The sequence below is a fragment of the Rhodomicrobium sp. R_RK_3 genome (assembly GCF_002198715.1).
Classification (GTDB): domain Bacteria; phylum Pseudomonadota; class Alphaproteobacteria; order Rhizobiales; family Rhodomicrobiaceae; genus R-RK-3.
This window is the reverse complement of the sequence record NZ_MWLK01000037.1, coordinates 119,132-138,405: the sequence shown is the minus strand read 5'-3', so window position 1 is coordinate 138,405 and position 19,274 is coordinate 119,132. Positions and strand designations below refer to the sequence as shown.

At 65.0% G+C, this 19,274-nt stretch carries 13 protein-coding genes; 8 read left to right on the top strand and 5 right to left on the bottom strand.

Annotated features, from left to right (window positions below; all coding sequences use genetic code 11):
• Window positions 1–3: 3 nt before the first annotated feature.
• From BLEFHOIH_RS24135 to gspD, 3 genes are all read right to left on the bottom strand, one after another.
• Window positions 4–1,458: a sensor histidine kinase gene (locus tag BLEFHOIH_RS24135; protein ID WP_170937358.1), complete on the bottom strand. Its 1,455-nt coding sequence runs from the start codon at window positions 1,456–1,458 to the stop codon at window positions 4–6.
• 263 nt (window positions 1,459–1,721) lie between these two features.
• Window positions 1,722–2,672 (bottom strand): type II secretion system protein GspK, encoded by a 951-nt coding sequence (locus BLEFHOIH_RS24130; RefSeq protein ID WP_088348607.1) that lies wholly within the window; start codon window positions 2,670–2,672, stop codon window positions 1,722–1,724.
• 49 nt (window positions 2,673–2,721) lie between these two features.
• Window positions 2,722–5,007: a type II secretion system secretin GspD gene (gspD, locus tag BLEFHOIH_RS24125; protein WP_170937357.1), complete on the bottom strand. Its 2,286-nt coding sequence runs from the start codon at window positions 5,005–5,007 to the stop codon at window positions 2,722–2,724.
• A 502-nt stretch (window positions 5,008–5,509) separates the two neighbouring features.
• On the opposite strand from gspD, the gene BLEFHOIH_RS24120 reads away from it, so the two are divergent.
• From BLEFHOIH_RS24120 to BLEFHOIH_RS24110, 3 genes are all read left to right on the top strand, one after another.
• Window positions 5,510–7,789, top strand: a complete 2,280-nt coding sequence (locus BLEFHOIH_RS24120; RefSeq protein WP_088348605.1) for a multicopper oxidase domain-containing protein — start codon at window positions 5,510–5,512, stop codon at window positions 7,787–7,789.
• A 1-nt stretch (window position 7,790) separates the two neighbouring features.
• Window positions 7,791–8,816, top strand: a complete 1,026-nt coding sequence (locus BLEFHOIH_RS24115) for an SCO family protein (protein ID WP_088348604.1) — start codon at window positions 7,791–7,793, stop codon at window positions 8,814–8,816.
• A gap of 63 nt (window positions 8,817–8,879) precedes the next feature.
• The gene (locus BLEFHOIH_RS24110) at window positions 8,880–9,515 is read left to right on the top strand and encodes an SCO family protein (protein ID WP_170937356.1); all 636 of its coding nucleotides are present in this window, start codon (window positions 8,880–8,882) and stop codon (window positions 9,513–9,515) included.
• A 314-nt stretch (window positions 9,516–9,829) separates the two neighbouring features.
• Here BLEFHOIH_RS24110 and BLEFHOIH_RS24105 read toward each other — a convergent pair whose 3' ends face one another.
• The gene (locus BLEFHOIH_RS24105) at window positions 9,830–12,385 is read right to left on the bottom strand and encodes an ATP-binding protein (protein WP_088348602.1); all 2,556 of its coding nucleotides are present in this window, start codon (window positions 12,383–12,385) and stop codon (window positions 9,830–9,832) included.
• A gap of 522 nt (window positions 12,386–12,907) precedes the next feature.
• Entirely contained in the window at window positions 12,908–13,168 is a 261-nt protein-coding gene (locus BLEFHOIH_RS24100; RefSeq protein ID WP_088348601.1) for a hypothetical protein, read from the bottom strand.
• Window positions 13,169–13,532: 364 nt separating this feature from the next.
• Here BLEFHOIH_RS24100 and BLEFHOIH_RS24095 point away from each other — a divergent pair, with 364 nt between their 5' ends.
• From BLEFHOIH_RS24095 to mgtE, 5 genes are all read left to right on the top strand, one after another.
• Window positions 13,533–14,786 (top strand): hypothetical protein, encoded by a 1,254-nt coding sequence (locus BLEFHOIH_RS24095; protein WP_176427212.1) that lies wholly within the window; start codon window positions 13,533–13,535, stop codon window positions 14,784–14,786.
• Window positions 14,787–15,078: 292 nt separating this feature from the next.
• Complete coding sequence (locus BLEFHOIH_RS24090; RefSeq protein WP_088348600.1) at window positions 15,079–16,515, top strand: NAD-dependent succinate-semialdehyde dehydrogenase; 1,437 nt, start codon at window positions 15,079–15,081, stop codon at window positions 16,513–16,515.
• A gap of 96 nt (window positions 16,516–16,611) precedes the next feature.
• Complete coding sequence (locus tag BLEFHOIH_RS24085; RefSeq protein ID WP_088348599.1) at window positions 16,612–16,959, top strand: DUF1491 family protein; 348 nt, start codon at window positions 16,612–16,614, stop codon at window positions 16,957–16,959.
• A 146-nt stretch (window positions 16,960–17,105) separates the two neighbouring features.
• The gene (locus BLEFHOIH_RS24080; protein WP_088348598.1) at window positions 17,106–17,312 is read left to right on the top strand and encodes a hypothetical protein; all 207 of its coding nucleotides are present in this window, start codon (window positions 17,106–17,108) and stop codon (window positions 17,310–17,312) included.
• A gap of 581 nt (window positions 17,313–17,893) precedes the next feature.
• Window positions 17,894–19,207, top strand: coding sequence for a magnesium transporter (mgtE, locus tag BLEFHOIH_RS24075; protein WP_088348726.1), 1,314 nt, complete (start codon window positions 17,894–17,896; stop codon window positions 19,205–19,207).
• Window positions 19,208–19,274: the final 67 nt, after the last annotated feature.

Here is a 19,274-nt window from a genome sequence, read left to right as displayed (position 1 = left end):
ACCCTAAATATCGCTCAGGCTGAATGAGGCTCGAAGCCGGGTTCCTTCGCCGCTTACAGCGTTGATGAGCATTGTTCCTCCCAGAGACTCAATGCGGTCGCGCAAGCCCGTGAGACCGATGCCGCTCTTGCATGACGGCTGTGCGGTCCCGGAGATGCCCGGCCCTTCGTCACCGACTTCTATGGTCAGTTTGCGCCCGTCCCAGCACACTTTGACGCGCTGGCCCGCCCCGCCCGCGTGCCGGAAGGCGTTGTTCAGGCCCTCCTGCACGAAGCGATAGGCGCAGGTCTTGATCGATGCGGGAACCGGCGGCAGCTTTCCCGGGAAGTTGACGCTGACCGACGTGCCCGATCGCCGTTCATGGTTCGTGATGGCCAGATCCAATGCGTCCTCTAGCGCCAGACTCTCCAACTCGGGCAAGGCAAGGCCATTGGAGAGGCCGCGAATTTCGTTGAGCGCGTCCTTCAGCGCGCCGCGGATGACTTCCAGCGTTTCGGCGGCACGCGCCGCATCCTCGCTGTTGCGCGCATTGACGCCGTCGAGCCGGAGCAGCACGAGGCCGATCAATTGCACCGGCCCGTCATGCAGCTCGGCGCTGACGCGGCGCAGGAAACGCTCATTGCCCTCGGTCGCCCGGCGGTTGGCCTCGGCGACGCGCTGGCGCAACTCTTCGTTCAACGCAAGCGATTGCGACAGGTCGGCGACGCGTTCGCTGAGCGCCTGCTGCTGGCTGGCGATGGTGCGGCCGCCGCTGCGCACGATGGTGATGAGCGCGCCGAGCATCAAAAGCGACAGGCCGCCGACCATCAGCACGCCTTCGAGCCGCGCCCAGGCGAGCTCGCTCGCCAGCCCGCCCGCGAGCTGGTAGAACTCGGCGACGGCGATGATGCGTTCGGTATTGGTCTCGCGGATCGGCGAATAGATCTCCAGCAGCGGCAGTTGCAGGCCGCGCTCGATGACATTTTCCTCATCGTCCAGATGATCGAATTCCGGCACCACCTCGCCCTTCAGCGCGCGCGCCAGGCTGTCGCTGAGCGGCATCCGCTTGCCGATCATGTTTTCGAGCGTGCTGTAAGCGATGGTGCCGTCCGTCCGCCATAGCTTCACCTCGACCACGTGCTGGCCGAAGCTCTTGTTGCGCACGAGCTGCGCCAGCGCGTTCTGTGAGGCCGGACTGAGCATCTGGCCGGTCGCCAGATCCTGGGCATAGGGCTCGACGAAGCGGTCCATATAGAGCGCAGCGGCGGTGGCGGTGTTGGTGATGACGCCGCTCTCGATGCGGTCGGCGACCCAGCGCCCGAGCGTCGCCATCGAGATGCCGACGACGATGGTGGCGACGAGGGTGAATTGCGTGGTTAGGTTCCATTGGCGCCAGCGTGCGGGCACAGCCGCGCCGGACACGCGGAGACGTTCTCCCGCGTGATCCAGCATCGATTGCAAACCGCCAATCTCACGCATTACGCGAACCCTCCCCAACCGGTCCATAGCGCGGCGCAGCAACTGCTTTTGATTGAGAGCTGAAACCCAGCGTCTTCAGATCATGGAATGTGTAGGTATTTTCCCCTGCCTATTATGGAAATATGGCACGTAGGCTAATATTTGACCACATTGTCGCTCATAGATCGACATGCGCCAGCTTCAACATTTAGCGAGGCGTTGCTTGCGGGAGACAAATTTCCTCGCTTTTTGCGTAAATGTGATTTTTCGCACTACCTGTGGCCTCAACACAGCGACCGCCCGGCGCTCAAGGGGATGCCGATCGCCGGCCCCGGGTCACCCGGACCGCGCGTCCAGCGCAAAAACACGTGTTTCGGCGTCTGCCGGGTGCCGACATCGACGATGGCCTCGCGCACGAAAACCGCGCCCGCAGCGCTCAGCGCCTCGACGCGCAGCGTGAACACGCGCTGCTGCGAGGCGGTGACGAACATGGCCGGCAGCGCCACCGATTCATGGAAGTCGGGAAAGCTGCCGAAGGCGCCGGCAGTGCCCGCCAAACCGTTGCGCAGCAGCGTGATCAGCCGCTCGCTGGCCAGGGTGGCGTCGATGCCGGCGAGGCCCGAATAGACGGTCAGGTACGGCCGCATCCGCGCGAGCAGCTCGGGCGTCATGCCGTAAACCTGGGCCAGTTCGTCCACCGATTGCAGCGGCCCGTTCTTCGGCAGCCAGCCGAGGCCGGCGGCACGATAGTCGGCGGCCTCGGCGCCGTTGGGCTTGCGCTCGTCATCGGCGTCGCGATAGTCGAAGATCGCCTCCGCGATCTGCGCGGCCTTCTCCGGCGGCTCGCCGAGCCCGGCGACCAATGCCTGAATTAAAGGCACGCCCGCCGTGTTGACGTCGATCCGCGATGCCTCGTCGATCACCGAGATGTTGAGGGCGCCCTCGCCGGGAACGAGGCAGAGCGTGCCTTGGCCGTCGACGGAGAAGCGCCGCTGATGGCCGCGCCCGCGCCGCGTCGACATCAGGTCCATCACCGCCAGGGTGATGCCGCTGTCGGCCAGCGCCTCGGCCCGCGCGCTCTCGGCGACATTGGCGGCGACCCGCACATGGGTGCGCACAGAACTGGACAGGCTCGCCGTCATCACGGCCAACAGGCCCGCGACCCACAGCACGAGCACGAGCGCGAAGCCTCGATCGTCGGGCGGGGGCGGGCCGGGCTCGCTGTTCTCGGACATGGCTGCAATCCCCTTCAGAGGACGCTAAGTACAGACCAAAAAAATACAGTCAGCGGACGATCACGCGATCAACATTTTCCCGCCGGTCAGGGGGGCCACCCCGTTGCGGCCGGGTGCTAAAATTCATGCGGTCACGGAATTCCTGGGCAATGCCGCGAACCTGGCGCGCGTCCTTGACGACATGCGGCGTGATCGCGATCAGAAGCTCCGTGCGGGTAATCTCATCTGTCTTATTCTTGAACAAATTGCCGACGACGGGAATATCCCCCATCAGCGGTACCTTGTCGTGCGACACCGAAGTGTTGTCGCGCATCAGGCCTGCGAGCACGATGCACTCGCCGTCGCCGACCGCGACCGAGGTTTTCACGCGGCGCTGCGAGATGGTCGGCGAGTCGAGGTCGGACGTCTCGGTCCGCTTGGCGTCGCTGACCTCCTGCTCGATGTCGAGCTGGATGCGGCCGTTCTCGCCGACGCGCGGGGTGATGCTGAGAATGACGCCGGTGCTGCGGAAGGAGATCGAGTTGATGACCGGCGCGCCCGGCACCTGAGTGCCCTGCGCCTGCTGTGTCGCGAACGGCACCTCGTCGCCGATCTGCAGCACCGCCTTCTTGTTGTCGAGCACCATCAGGCTCGGCGAGGACACCAGATTGACAGTCGTCACCTGATTGAGGGCGTTGAGCGCGACCTGCACATTCGGCGTGTTCAGGAAATAGGAGAAGCCGCCAAAACCCGAAAGCACGTCGGCCGGCGTGCCGGCGGTGGTCGGGGTGGTGAAGGTCGCCTCGTTATTGCCCTTCTGGAAGAACCATTTCAGCCCGAATTTCAACTGGTCCGACAGCGTCACTTCGGCGATGGTCGCCTCGAGCAGCACCTGTTTGCCGGCGATGTCGATGCGCGAGAGAATCTGGCGGATGCGCTTATATTCGCTGACTGTCGCGGTAATGATGACGGAGTTGTTCGGGTCGTCGGCGACGATGCCGATGCCGCCATTGCGGTCGCCGGTCTGGTCGCCGCCGCGGCCCTGCGGCTGGTCGCCGGTTGCGGGTTGGGCGACATCGCCGATGCCGCCACCCTGCTGCTGCTGAGCGGAGCGGCGCTGCTGCTGCGTGCCCGCCTGGCCGAATCCGCTCGACAGGCCCTGCGTTCCCAAGCCGCCGCCGCCGGCATTGTCGTCGCCCGAGGAGAGGACGGACACGTCCTGCCCCGGCTGGGTCGAGGGCTCGTTCCGGTCGTTATTGTTCGACTGCGAATTGTAGACCTTGCGCAGCAGCACCGCCAATTCGCCGGCCGGGCGGTTCTGTACGTGGTAGACATGCACCTGCTTCTCGGTCGCCTGCCCGGCGAGGTCGATGCGCCGCAGCCAGCCTTCGGCCTTGCGCAGATATTCCGGCCGCGAGGAGATCACCAGCACCGATTTCAGCCGCGTGTTCGGCACGAAGCGGACGATGCCCTTGGTCGGGCTGTCCGAATCATTGGCGAAGATGGTGTCGAGTTCCTTGGCGATGGCTTCCGGATCGGCGCTCTCGACCGGCAGCAGCGCGAAAGACATGCCACGCATCCAGTCCAGATCAAACGCCTCGACGGTGTCGTTGACCGAGGCCAGTTCCGTTGCCGAGCCGGAGACGATGAGCAGGTTGCGGGCATTGTCGACGCGCAGGATCGAGGTCTGCGGCGCGACGGATTTCAGCACCCGCTCCATCTCGGTCGCGGAGACGTAGCGCAACGGCACGATGGTAGTGCCGTCGCCCGCCTCCTGGCGTCCGCGCGGCGCCCAGCGCGGCGTGCCGCGCGCCACCGCATCCCCGGGCAGCACCCGGTAGACGCCGTTCTCGACGCTGAGCGCAAGGCCCTCGGAGCGCAGGATCGACTCGAAGATCTTGAGCAGATCCTCCTTCGGCACCGGCTGCGCCGTGCTCAGCGTGATCGAGGCCTTCGCCTTGTCGCTGACAGTGTAATTGAGCTTGAGAATATCGCCGAGCACGGTCTTGGCGACCTCGGGCACGCTGGCGCCGACGAGATTCAGCGTCACGCCATTGCCGTCGACCTTACTGCGCGCCCGCTCGGACCCGCCATCACCGCCCGCCGGGTTTTGCGCGAACTGGCCGGTGCCGGGGTAGACGCGGGGCCCCCTGGTGGCCTCGTCGCCGGCATCGGCGAGCGGCACGCCGGGGCGGCCATTGCTGCTCGCCTGCTGGCTGTCGCCGGTCGCGCCGGTGATCGATGCGGGTAAGGACAATTGCTCAGGCGAGAGCGAGCAGGCGCTGAGCAATAGCGCTATCAGGCCGACGCCCCATTTGCCGTGCCGGCGCGGCCGCAAGTGCGCGTGACGTCCCAAGCCCGTCTCCCCAACCCCATCCTCCGCCGCAGGCCGAGTCGCCACGATCGCTGCCGCAACTCCTCGTGAATGCTCGGAAATTCGAGCATTCAAACCCCCATCAGAAGCGCCCCGGCGAAACCATCGATTGTTTCTACAATCGAAAGCGACCGCCGGCATTTTTTGATTCAAAATACCTTGTGACTTAAGCAAATTTTCTGTCAAGGGGCACCAGACCAAAGTCTGATGAGCTGAACACCTTTGGTCGGGCTCGGATAGGGACTACGGGTCAGTGCCCTAGGGGTGCTGACGGTAAGCGCTTTGCCGATTTATGCTTTTTACGTGGCGTTATTCCGCAGCGCATGTCCGAACGGCGTCCGGATCAAGGCAAAATCCGGAACGTATTCACGGGCGCGCATCGATGCGGGGCCCGCCCGTCATCATTGCAACAGGCAGCGAAAAAGCGCTCTCGCGGTCGATTTCCCAAAGCAGCGCGCGGCTTCCCTCGCGGAGAAATGTTCGAATGTATTTGCCAAAATCAGCTCCTAAAAATCGACTCCGCGAAGCTCAGAAGGCGCGCGAAAACCGCGCCGAAATCATCCGCGCCCTGGGTAGCGGACAGGTCACCCGGCGCGACCTGTTCAAGATGGGCATTTTCACCGCCGGCGGCATGCTGGCGCTGAAGAACGGTCTCAGCCCCTTCGCGCCGAGCGCCTATGGCGCCATCCCGGTCGGCACGCCGCCGAGCCCGCGTTTCGGCGCGCAGCCCTTCACCCAGGAAATGCAGCGCCTCAACCTGCACCATCCGCACCCGCTGACGCATTTGAATGTCGGCGGCGAGATCGAGGCGGCATTCCCCTCGGCGCTCGGCGAGCGCAATTCCAAGCGCCTGTCCTGGCACACCGACTTCACCGCCACGGGCGGCGCCGACTACCTCAATCCGCGCACCCTGCGCGGCCCTTGCGAAGGCCGTCCGCCCGGCATGTGGTTCGGCCATCAGCGCTGGAACGATTACCTGCCCAAGGTCGGCTATCAATTGTCGCTCGGCCAGATCCAGGACGGGCTGAAATTCCATCCCAATTTCCAGCCGCAGGACCCCAACAGCGTCTGGAGCTACGGCGCCGGGGGGCTCGGTACGCGCGGCACGCTGCCGCCGCCCCTCATCAAGATCCGCTATGGCGAGCCGGTTCTGGCGCGCGTCTACAACTCGCTGCCGCTCGACCGCGCTCATAATAACGGCTTCGGGCGCAACGAGATCGCGCTGCACAACCACAATGCGCATAATGGCGCGGGCAGCGACGGCGCCAACAATGCCCATTTCTTCCCCGGCCAGTTCTACGATTATCATTGGGGCACCTGCCTCGCCCGCTCCGACACCTATAATCTCGACGGCTCGGATCTGCGCGCCTCGGGCATCGACGACAATGGCGTGCCTTTCGCCATTCCCGGCGATTTCCGCGAATTGCAGGGCACGCTGTGGGCGCACGATCACCGCTTCTTCTTCACCGCCGAGAATGTCTACAAGGGCAATCTGGCGATGCTGAATTATTATAGCGGCCCCGATCGCGGCCATGAGGGCATGGATGACGGCATCAATCTGCGCCTGCCGAGTGGCGAGCGGCTGCCCTGGGGCAATATTGATTTCGACGTCAACCTCATCATTACCGACGCGGCCTTCGCGCCGAGCGGCCAGCTCTTCTTCGACATTTTCGACACGGACGGCTTCCTCGGCGACATCATGTGCGTGAACGGCGCCTATGCCCCGTTCTTCAAGGTGATGCGGCGCAAATACCGCTTCCGCATCGTCAACGGTTGCATGTCGCGCTTCATCAAGCTGGTGCTGGTCAACGAGGCCGGGACGGCGGTTCCCGTCACGGTCATCGCCAATGACGGCAACCTCCTGGTCAATCCGGTCACGGTGAATGCGCTCGACCCGCAAGGCACCGGCGAGCGCTTCGACATCATCGTCGACTTCTCACCCTTCGCCGCCGGCGACAAGCTCCGGCTCGTCAACCATATCGAGCATGAGGATGGGCGCGGGCCGAAGGAAATCCTCAGCGTCAAGGAAGGCGTCAGGCGGGACTCGGACGATCCGGGCGTCGGGCCGCTGTTGCAGTTCCGCGTCGTCAAATCGGTCGAGAGCGTCGATCAGCCGGGCTATGTCTACCCGAACAACGCGCCGGATCGCAGCCAGGTGCCGCCCGTCCTTACCGAGCAGATCCCGATCGTCGAGCCGGTCCGCACCCGCCATCTCGAATTCAAGCGGACCAGCAACAATTTTGAAGGCTGCTTCCCCGATTGCGGCGACCGCGAGATCTTCCCCTGGGTGATCCGCATCGACGGCGAGGACCAGCATTACATGAACGCCAACCGCGCTTCGCTGATCGTGCCCCGCGCCGGCGAGGTCGAGCATTGGACGCTGGAGAATGGCGGCGGCGGCTGGGATCACCCGGTGCATCTGCATTTCGAGGAAGGCGTCACCATCAGCCGGACCGTGGGCGCCTTCGGGGCGACAGAGCGCCTGGCGCGCAAGGATGTCTGGCGGCTCGGCGAGGGCGGTAAGGTCAAGATCCAGATCCGCTTCAGTGAGTTCGCCGGCGCCTATGTCACCCACTGCCACAACACCGTGCATGAGGATTTCGCCATGCTCATGCGCTACCAGATCCTGAAGGACGACAATGGCACCGGCGACCCGTTCATCGCCATCAGCCCGACGCCCAATCCGAGGGAGGACGGCGTGGAATATCTGACGCCGGAAATCCTGCCGGAAGGCGATCCGCGGCGGCGCGGGGGCAGCGCCTGACATGGGACTTTCGTTCTTCATCCGCGCCTTGGCGGCGCGCGCGGCGGTAGCGGGGATAGGCCCCCGCTTCCAGCTTCCGGCTCTCGCGCTGGCGCTCGCCCTGGCGGGCGCCGGCCCGGTTTCGGCCGCGCCGGAAGGCTCGCGCTTCGACGCCGATTATTTCACCAACCTGCCCGTCGTCACGCACGAGGGCAAGGAGGTGCCGTTCTATGACGGCCTTATCAAGGGCAAAATGGTCGTCGTCAATTTCGTCTATCTGAACTGCAACGACATCTGCCCGCTGACCACCTCGCGCGTCGCCCAGATCAAGCAGCGGCTCGGCGATGCGGTCGGGCGCGACGTGTTCATCTATTCCATCACCATGGACCCGGGCCGCGACACGCCCGAGCTGCTGAAGGAATATGCCGACGCCTTCGGGGCGGGCAATGGTTGGTATTTCGTCACCGGCAAGCCGGAGCACATCAACCAGATCCGCTGGAAGATCGGCGAGCGCAGCCGCAGCCTGTCCGAGCACCGCAACGACATGATGCTGGGCAATGACGCGACCGGCGAGTGGTCGCGCTATTCGGTCTACGCCGATCTGGATCTCGCCGTCGCCACCATCAGGGATCTCGATCCGGCGGTGCGCGCGACGAGGCGCGCCCTCTCAACCCGCCACGCCGCCGCCGAAATCGACGCCTACCGGCTCGACAAACATCCCGGCCAGGCGCTGTACATCAAGGCCTGCTCGACCTGCCATTCGATCGGCGGCGGCGATTTCATCGGTCCCGATCTCGCCCATATCGGCCATCGCCGCGAGCGCGGCTGGCTGACCCGCTTCCTCATGTCGCCCGAGAAGATGCGGGCGGAGAAGGACCCGCTGACCGTTGAGATTTCCCAGAAATATAAGGGCGTGATGATGCCCAATCTGGGGCTGAAGGAGAACGATGTGGCGGATGTGCTGCTCTATATCGAGGCCCGCTCGCATCAGGGCGAGGCGGCCGGCTCCGGCGCGACCGCGCCGGGGCCTAAGCCGCCGGGAGGCTGAGATTGGCGGGCCGCGCGCCGTTCTTGCGTGCGGTCTGCCCGGCGTCGGCGGGAGTTAATGCAGATGGTGATCGGTGTGATGGGACGGCGGATGGATCGCGGCATTGCCGCCGCGCGTGGGATGATTTGGGGTGCGGCCAGTTGCCTGAGGAGGATGGCGGCGGCGGCGCTGATCGGCGGCGCGCTGATGGCGGCGCCGGCCTCGGCGGCGGGGACGCCGGCTGATGGCGCCGGGCTCGTCGACCAGCTCGGCCATCCGGTGACGACGCAAAGCTTTGCCGGCAAGCCGAGCCTGGTGTTTTTCGGCTTCGCCAACTGCCCCTCGATCTGCCCGACCGCCCTTGCCGAAATCGCCGACCGCATGGCCGATCTCGGCCCGCTCGCCGACCGGCTGAACGTCATCTTCATCAGCGCCGATCCCGAGCGCGACACGCCGGAGGTACTGAAGGACTATCTCGCCTCGTTCGATGCCCGCATCGTCGGCGTGACCGGCAGCCTCGCCGAGATCGGCGCCATCGCCAAGGCTGTGGGCGCCGAGTTCCACAAGGTGCCGCTGGCCGGCGGCGGCTACACGATCGACCATTCCGGCAACGCCTTCCTGCTCGACCGCAACTGGAAGCGCACCGGCCTGCTCATCATCGGCCAAGGCGCCGACCCGGCCCGGGCCACCGCGAAGCTGAAGACGCTGATCGGCGAGTAATCCGGGGCGCGGCGGCAGCGCCGTCGACGCGCGCCGTCCAGAGTTTTCGCGGGAGGCCGCAAGACAGCCTCTCCCCATGAAGACCTTTGCGTATCGCATGGCCTCTCCTTCCGTCGTCCCGGGCGGCCGTCAGGCCGGACCGCGATCCATTGGCAGAACAGCGAGCACAGTGCCGGTGGAGAAGCTAGTGGGCCCCGGCTCTAACGGCCGGGGCGACGGAAATGAGATTACCGCCTTGGCAAAGTCTCCATGGGAGAGGGCAGGTCAGCGGCGAGGGGGGCGGTAGGGGCAGTCCCCTTTGATCGGCCGCCGCGCTAAACCTCCTGGAGCACCGACCGCACCTTTCGCGCCAATTCCTCGAATTGGAAGGGTTTTGGGATGAGCGCGAATTCGTTGCGCTGCCGCTCCAGCGCGTCGCCGGCATAACCTGAGGTCAACAGGACTTTGATGCCTCCGTTCAGCCGCTTGGCCTCGCGGCCAAGTTCGATGCCGGTCATCCCCTGCGGCATGCCGATATCGCTGAATAACAGGTCGAATTGCTGGCTCCCCTTCAGGATTTGCAGTGCGTCGGGGCCGTTGCGCGCGCATGTCACACGGTATCCAAGGCCGGTCAGGATCTCCGAGGTGATTGCCAGGATCGCTTCGTCATCCTCGACCAGAAGAATGCGCTCGGTGCCCCCCTTGCCGGCGGCGGATAGGACGGCCGTTGCGGCGGCGGGCGGCTCTTGCGTGGCTTTAGGCAAATAGAGATTGACGGTCGTGCCCTCGCCGACCTTGCTCTCGATGGTGACGTCGCCGCCGGACTGGCGGACAAAGCCGTAGACCATGCTGAGACCCAGCCCCGTCCCCTTGCCGACTTCCTTCGTGGTGAAGAACGGCTCGAAGGCGCGGGCCAGCGCCTCAGCCGGGATGCCGACGCCGGTATCCTTGACGGAGACGCACACATAGGGGCCGGGCTCGCAGCCGGCGCCCCCGCCCGCCTCCAGCGCGACATTGCGCGTCTCGATCTGGACGGGGCCACCCGCCGCCATGGCATCGCGTGCATTCAGCGTCAGGTTCAAAAGGGCGGTCTGGAACTGTGACCGATCGATATGGCATGGCCACAAACCCTCATCCGTCAGCAGCCTGACCTCGCATCCCGGTCCAACGGCCTGCGAGATGATGCCTAGGAATTCGGTGATGACGTCATTGACGCGGACGAATTCCGGCTCGAGCCGCTGCTGGCGTGAGAAGGCAAGCAACTGCGCCGTTAGCTTCGCCCCCCGGCCGGCGGCCATTTGCGCTTCATTGGCCATTTGGCGGGTCGCCTCATCGGGGGCGCGCGCCGCGATGGCCTCCAGCTTCAGCGTCACCACCGTGAGCAGGTTGTTGAAGTCATGCGCGATGCCGCCGGTGAGCTGGCCGACGGCCTCCATCTTCTGGCTCTGGTGAAGCTGCTCCTCCATGACCCGGCGAGCCTCGAGCGCCCTTTTGTGCTCGCTGATGTCGTGGAAATAGAGCGCGAGGCCCCGGTCGGACGGATAGGCGTTGAACTGAAACCAGCTATCGGCGATGGGGCAGTAAGCTTCGAACACGACCGGCTGCCGGGTCCACATGGCCTCCCGGAGCCGGCCATGCGTGCCATCGGTGCTGAAATGCGAGAAAAGCGTCAGCAATTGCTTGCCGATGACGTCGCCACCCTCGGCAATCTGGCAGCTCGCGCGCTCGTTCAGATAGGTGACGCGCCAGTCCCGGTCGACGACGAGGACGCTATCGGTGGTGCTGTTGAAAATCGTCGTGATCTGGGCCGCCGCCTCCTCGGCCTTCGCCTTCGCGCCCTGCAGCTCCCGCTCGCGATGCTCCAGCGCCTCGGCCATGATGTTGAAGGCGTCCGCGACCCGGCCGATCTCACGCGCTCCCTCGATGCTGACCCGCCTGGCATAATCGCCCCGCCGCCACGCATCGGCGGCCTCGACCAGTTGCCCGAGCGGGTCGTGAATGAACCGCCGCGCGCCGATCGTGGTCAGCACCAGGACCAGCGATGTCCCCAGAATGATGAGGAAGATATCATGCACGGTGCGGTCCTGGATCGCGGCGAAGGCCTGCGCCTTATCGAGACCGAAGCTGACGACCAGGCCGCCGGCATCCTCGCCGAGCTCCAGGAAACCGACAATCCGCTCGACGCCGTCGAGGTCGATGATGTCGGCCGTGCCGTCACCGTTCCCAATCGGCCGCTCGCCGGCGGGCATCTTGCGCCCCAAGGCGCGTTCATTTTCGGGATAGCGGGCGAGATAGGTGCCGTTGCGGTCCGCAACGGCGAGCGCGGCGTTGGGCGGGGCGCCCTTCTGCGCGATGTGATCGGCAAGCCAGTCGAGCCTCAGCCCGCCGATGATGAGGCCGCCGATGCGGCCGTCGGCGTCCTTATAGGGCAGCGCGAACTGGATGATCGGCTTGGGATCGACGAGACCGGCGGAGAATTCTCCGACTGTGAAGGCGCCGCTCTTCATGGCGGGGGCAAAATAGGGGCGCTTGGAGACGTTGACGGATGTGTTGGGGCTGACCGTGTTGCAGAAGGTCTGGCCGTTGATGTCGGTCGCCAGGAGGGCGAGAAATGCCGGAAAGCGCTGCTTGACTGCGGCGAGGTAATCATTGCAGGCGCGGCTATCCTTCGACTTTATCGCGGGCAGTTCCGACAGGGTCACCAGGATCTGATGGATGCCCTGGATCATCTGCGACTGCTCCGCCGCGGCGAGCCTGGTGAAGCTGAGCACCTGGCTGCGTATTTCGATGCTGTGCGCCTGGCGCAGGACTATCTCGTTATAGGCCTGGATGGCGATCGCCGGCAGAAGAGCCACAGCCACCAGCACGAATAGTCGCGATAAGAGGGACACGGCATGTCGCCGCCACTGAAGCGGCGCCTTTCGGCATCGGTTACGGTGTTACGGCGCAAGAAACGCGAGCGGCCATTTCCGGCGCCCGGTCGGTGCGTCGTCCCAGTCCCAGGCAGGCATTGTCGAGCGGGTCCATCATCGGCATGCCGCGGCATGGCCAGGGACCGGGCAACGTCGTCGCCGGAACGCCCGAGCACCCGGCGAAACCGTCGGCTGGTGGCTTTCCGGCAGTCAGTCAGAGTGAGCTCTGATTGCTACAAGCTACGAACGGATGTCAGACGCCGGGGCCGGCGTTACGTTCGTAACGTAGCATTGGGATCGCAGAACGCAGATCCTGAGGCGCGCGAGAAGTAGCGGAAATGCAGAAAGCCCTCTCAGCTGGAGAGGGCTTGGGTGAGGGGGGTGTCCCCATCGATTTTATTATCCCCCCACCCGCGCCCAACTGGCGAAGGCTGCCGCGATCCATCGCGCATGGGGACGCGATGCGGACAGCTCCGACCGTCGACGGATCGGGGCGGGGCCTCAGTCCCCGCAATTTTCTTCCAGCTTGCGGCAGGCCCATTCCGAGCCGTCATCGCACTTATGCTGCAGGCGGCGGCACTGGCGGTCCTGCTCCTTGGCTTCCTGCTTGGCCTGCTCGGCTTCGATGGCGGTGCCGACCACCGCGCCGATGATGCCGATCGCCGCGTCGCGGCCATCATGGTCGTCATCATAAGCCTGCGCATTGCCGGCGAGGCCGACCGAAGACAGGGCCAGAAGCAACGCGACGGCTTTGATGGACATGGATAATTTCATAATCAAACCTCCCAGAGACCCAGATGTCGGATGTCGCTACACAGCCTGTGACGCAAGAGCCGGACCGAGGGTTCACGGCCGGAGCGATCGGACCCGTCCGTTTTATGGTTAAGCCTGTGAATGCCGTGTGAATGCAGATCGCGCCATTGCGGAACGCGATTGCGCGTCTATTGCCGCTTTGTTCTTCAGCGATCCGCTCCAGCCGAGACAAAAACACGCCAGGGCTGGATTTTCTCGCGTCGCGTCGCGGAAAACCGGATCCCCCTTTCTTGGAAAATGCTCTAAGTTGTCCAAACTCTTGAGAGGGGCCAGCCGGAGCGCGGCAAGCGACATGCGAAATATTCTGCTTCTTATGGCAATGTTTTGGGCGGGACCGGTTTATGCCGAAAGTGCCGAGCCCTTGCCGCCGATGCCGGAGAAGCAATTCTCAGCCGCCGAGACCAAGGCCATCGCGGATTACCGTGCCGCCTTCGGCGAATATAAGCGCGCCCGCGAGGCGCATGAGCGGAAGGGCGATGCCTATTGGGAGCGCATCGAGGACAAGCGCGCCGCGCGCCGGGCAAAGCGCGCCAAGGGCGGCGTGCTGGAGCTATCCGATTACGTGCTCGATCAGCCGCCGGCTTATTCCGGCCCGTCCGAGCCGAAGCGCCCGGCCTTCCTGCCGCTGCCGCCGGCGCCGAAGGTGAAGAAAAAGCCGCCGCTGCGGGATCTGCCCGTCGTCGCCGACTTCCTGACGCAGGCGCGGCTGAAATTCAAATTCGTTCCGGACAAGCCCAAGGCCGAGATCGACTATAAGCGTGCCTATGCGCGGGCGGCGGTCGCCGCTGGCATCACCAAGGACCAGGCGGTGCGCATTTACGGCTTCGAGGCCGGCGGCAATGGCGAATATGACGTCCAGGCGGGGCTGGAAGCCAAGAAGAAGGGCTCCAAGCCGATCAGCACCGCCCTCGGCTACAATCAGCTTCTGGTCGCCAATTCGCTCGGCCTGCTTGCGGAGCACGGCGCGGCGATCGGCGCCAATCTCGACAAGCGCGCCGAAGGGGCCAGTCCCGCGCGGCGCAAGGCCCTGAAGGTGAAGGGCGCCGCCTTGCTCCGCATGGTGAAATATGCCCGCAGCATTCCCTACCGCTGGGCGGTGCATGAGCGCGTGGCGCGGACGCCGAAGGGCTGGGCCGTGCATGCGCTGATCCTCGACACCGATATCGGTCCGCTGCTGCAGACCCAGAAGCTTGTGAACTCGCTGGAATATGCGAGGCGCGGCGGCCACACGCGGCCGATGAGCGCCGCCGAGCTGGAGCTGATGAACCTGACCGGCGACGGCAATGGCTTCGATATGCTGACCATGCCCGTCGCCATGCGCGACAAAGTGCCGACGTCGAATTTCTTCCAGCGCGGGGGCTATCAGCGCAACCCGGTGGCAAGCCGCAACAACACCGTCGCCAGCCTGATCGCCGCCATGGACCGCCGCATGGATCACAATGCCGGGCTCGACGGCGCCAAGCAGCTCGCCGCCGCCTTCCAGGAAGTCATCGCCAGCGCCGATCCGCCGCCCGCCGCCCCGCCCGCGCCCGCCGAAGGGGCGCGCGGCAACGCGCTGACCCGGTGAAGCGGCAGGCGGGGGCGCCTCATCGCGGCCGCCGTGCATCATGCCGTTCGCTCATGGCAGCCGCGCGTCCGCCATCCGGCGGCCCCCGAGGCTTGTCGCCCCCAGCGCCTGGGCGTAAGATGCGCAAATTCCAGCCAGACGGTGTTCCGACGAGCCAATGCCCGGTGAAACGAGATGCCGAACAAACGCTCGTCCGCCGTTCAAACGAAGCGATCGGATTTGACGTCCGGAGTGCCGCATGGCGCGGCGCCAGTCCTGTCGCGCTGCCATGAAACCTTGAGGGGAACCGCCAATGTCGTATGAAAAGCTCGAATTGTTGATCGGTGGCGAATTCCGCCAGGGCAGCGAAGGCAAGACGGAAGCCGTCATCAATCCGGCCACCGAGGAAGTCATCGGCGAGGTGCCGCACGCCTCCGCCGCCGATCTCGACCTCGCCTTGCAGGCCTCCGTCGCCGGCTTCAAGGAATGGAAACAGCGCACGCCGCTGCAGCGCCAGGCCGTGATGGAGAAGGCCGCGCGCCTGATGGAAGACCGCATCGACTCCATCGCCCGCACGCTGACCTTGGAAATCGGCAAGCCGCTGGCGGAGTCGAAGGTCGAAATGCAATTCGTCATCGACGTGACGCGCTGGTATGGCGAAGAAGGCAAGCGCACCTATGGCCGCCTCGTGCCTTCGCGCACGCCCGGCACCCGTCAGATGGTGACCAAGGAGCCGGTCGGGCCGACGGTCGCCTTCGTCGCCTGGAATTTCCCCGGCACGAATGTCATCCGCAAGGTCGCCGGCGCGCTCGCCGCGGGCTGCTCGATCGTCATCAAGCCGAGCGAGGAGACGCCGGGCACCGCCGTCGCCATCGCGCGCTGCTTCCAGGATGCGGGCCTGCCGGCCGGTGTGCTGAATGTCGTTTTCGGTTCGCCGGATGCCGTCTCGCGGCATCTGCTCGGCTCCTGGATTCCGCGCAAAGTGTCGTTCACCGGCAGCGTGCCGGTCGGCAAGCATCTGCTGAAGCTCTCGGCGGATACGGTGAAGCGGGCGACCATGGAACTGGGCGGCCACGCCCCGGTCATCGTCTTCGACGATGCCGACGTCAATCGCGCCATCACCATGATGTCGGCCTTCAAATACCGCAATGCCGGGCAGGTCTGCATCTCGCCAACGCGCTTCTTCGTCCAAGACGGCGTCTATAAGGATTTCGTCGAGGGCTTCACCGAGCGGGCCAAGGCGTTGAAGGTCGGCAACGGCCTCGAGGACGGCGTGCAGATGGGGCCGGTGATCGCCGCGCGGCGGCTGGAAGTGATGGAGAGCTTCGTCGCCGACGCGCGCAAACACGGCGCGACCGTAACGGCGGGCGGCGAGCGCATCGGCAATCGCGGCTTCTTCTACGCCCCGACCGTCATCAAGGACGTGCCGAATGAGGCCAAGATCATGAGCGAGGAGCCGTTCGGCCCGCTGGCGCCGATCACCCATTTCAACACGTTCGACGAAGTGGTCGAGCGCGCAAACAGCCTGCCCTTCGGCCTGTCCTCCTACGTCTTCACCAGCGATGGCGGCAAGGCCTCGCGGATTTCCGATGCGCTGGAGACCGGCCTTGTCGGCGTTAACACGCCCTTCGTGTCGACGCCGGAGACGCCGTTCGGCGGTGTCAACGAGTCCGGCTATGGCTCGGAAGGCGGCATCGAAGGGCTGGAGGCGTTCCTGCGCACGAAATTCGTGGTCGAAAGCGGCGTCTGAGCGGCGGCCGGGCTTTATCGCCCGGCGGCGAAGCGTTATGTCAAAGGGGCGGGCGCGGAACGGCGTCCGCCCTTTTCCATGCCGAGGAGATCGGATGTGCGCCTGAAAGCCGGAATCTGGGTGAGCGCCTATATCAGGCAGCTCGGCGGCATGCCTGTTCCGGCAGCGGTGGTCAGGCGCGGCGATCCGGATGCGGGCGCGATCTTCATCAAGGTCAACATGCTCGACGGATACGTTAAAGTTTTACGCCCCGCCGCCGCCGGCCTGGACGGCGAGGCGTCCGGCCGCTTCTGGACCCCGGCGCTGAAGGAGCCGCGCATCGAGGAGGCCGCCGCCGACGCTTATCTGGCGCGTCAGGCCGATTTCGACAGCGATATGTGGGTCATCGAGATCGAGGACCGCCTGGGACGGCATTTTCTCGACGAATTCGTCGTCGCCGAATAAATCTTCGATTTCGCTCAGAACTACTTGCGCCGTTTAACGGTTCTTTAGCTGTGACCGGCGATATTGTTTGCATCACCCCGACGCTCCCCGGTTCCGAAAACGCCGCGGGGCCGGCCGACCTTCCCCCATCACCGGACTGCCCGAGCATGAGCACCATCATCGATTTGCGCCAGCGGCGCATCGAGGCCTGCTGCGCGCACGCCATCGAATGCTCCGTCGAAGCCCCGCTCGCGACACCCCGCGCGGCGGCCGGCCCGGACGGCGCCGAGATCATCCTGTTCCCCAAAGCCAAGATCAAACCGAAGCGCCAGAGGAAGGAGCTGAAGCGCCGGTTCTCGGTGCAGCAGCGCTGAGCGCCGGCTCTGGAGCGGGATGCCCCTTCTGGTATCCCGCGAAAACGGGCATCCAGTAAATGTACAGCGCCGTTAGGCCCCAAACGCGGTTCCTGCGGCGTACTTGTTTCCCGCTCTCGCGGGAATGACGACTTTATCCCATCGGAAAAACCAGGCCGATCTCGTCCGTCCCGATGTCGAGGTCAGGCGCAACCTGGCGGTGCGGATTAAACACGCCCGGTTTCCCGGGTGGGTCGCCCGATTGCTGGAGCCTCGACAGCCATTAACCTTGTTGGCTCCGCCCCGCCGCCGTGAACCTTTGCCGAGCCTTGTGCTCGCCGCACCACAGCCCCAAATCAAACACGCAAAACGCCGCGCGTTTCCGCGGCGCTGTTCGCAATGAGGATTCCAGGCGCAATGCCGAGCCACAGTTCCAGCGTCGACATTCACCGCCGTCCCGCGTGATCGCGACCGTCTTGGCTTGAGACGCTCACCGGTCGCCGCGGCGGCGACAATCGAGGTGAGCCATGACCTATTCCACCCAGACCGGCTTCCTTCCGGCGAACACGCTTGCAGGAGACCCGAAACAGCTTGCCGAGGCCATGGCGGTCCTGCGGCCGGCCGATGCCGCCGAAGCCCTAAACGGCCTCGAGGCGGGTCTGGCCGCGCGGGTGCTGGAAGCGATGCCCTCCCCCACCGCCGCGCAAATTCTCGACGAGCCCGATCTCGACGAGCCGGCCGAACTGATCGAGCTATTGCCGGTCCAGGCCGCCGCCGCCATTCTCACCGGGCTGCAGCCGGACCGGCGCGCCGACATCTTTCGCGAGCTGTCCGAGCCGACCCGCCGCGCGCTGCTGCCCCGGCTCGACGCGGAGATCCGGCAGGGCCTCGCCGAGTTGCTCAGCTATCCTCCGCGCTCGGCGGGGGGCCTGATGACGACCGATTTCGTCAGCGTGCCAGCCGATTGGACGGTCGCGCAGACGCTTGAGCACATTCACAGCGTCGGCCGCGGCAAGGAAAATGTCTATACGATCTGCCTGCTCGACCCCAAAACGAAGCGCCTGGTAAAGGTCGTCGGCCTCTGGCGCCTGGTGACCGGCGATCCCAAGGCAACCGTCTCGACGGCGGCGTGGCCCTATGACCCGATCTCGGTGCCGCCGTTGACGGACCAGGAAGAGGTCGCGCGGCTGCTGTCCAAATACAAACTGCTCGCGGTTCCGGTGGTGACCGAACACGGCCATTTGCTCGGCATCGTCACCGTCGACGACGTCATCCACGCCATCATCGAGGAAGGCACGGAGGACGTGCAGAAGCTCGGCGGCTCGGAAGCGCTCGACGAGCCCTATCTGAAAATCGATTTTCTGACGCTCATCCGCAAGCGGGCGGGCTGGCTCTGCATCCTGTTCCTGTCGGAGATGCTGACCGCCAGTGCCATGCAGTTCTATCAAGCCGAGCTGGAGAAGGCGATCGTGCTGACCCTGTTCATCCCGCTGATCATGAGCTCGGGCGGCAATTCGGGATCGCAAGCGACGTCCCTCGTCATCCGCTCCCTGGCATTGCGGGAAATCGGCCTCAAGGACTGGTGGCGCATCGCCGCGCGCGAATTGCCTGCCGGACTGGTGCTCGGCGCCCTGCTCGGCGTCATCGGCGTCGTCCGCATCGGCGTGTGGCAGCAACTGGGGCTGTTTGATTACGGCGCCTATTGGCCGCTGGTCGCATTGACGGTCGGCCTCGCGCTCACGGCCATCGTCACCTTCGGCTCGGTGGCGGGATCGATGCTGCCCTTCATCCTCAAGAGGCTGGGTTTCGACCCGGCGACGGCGTCCGCGCCGTTCGTGGCGACGCTCGTCGACGTTACGGGCCTGGTGATCTACTTCTCGGTCGCCTATGCCGTGCTGCGCGGCACCTTGCTCTGAGCCTGCCGGTGTGGCGCCAGGTTAACGCCGTAACCGCGAAGTTACGGACGAAGCCATTGTCTGTTGG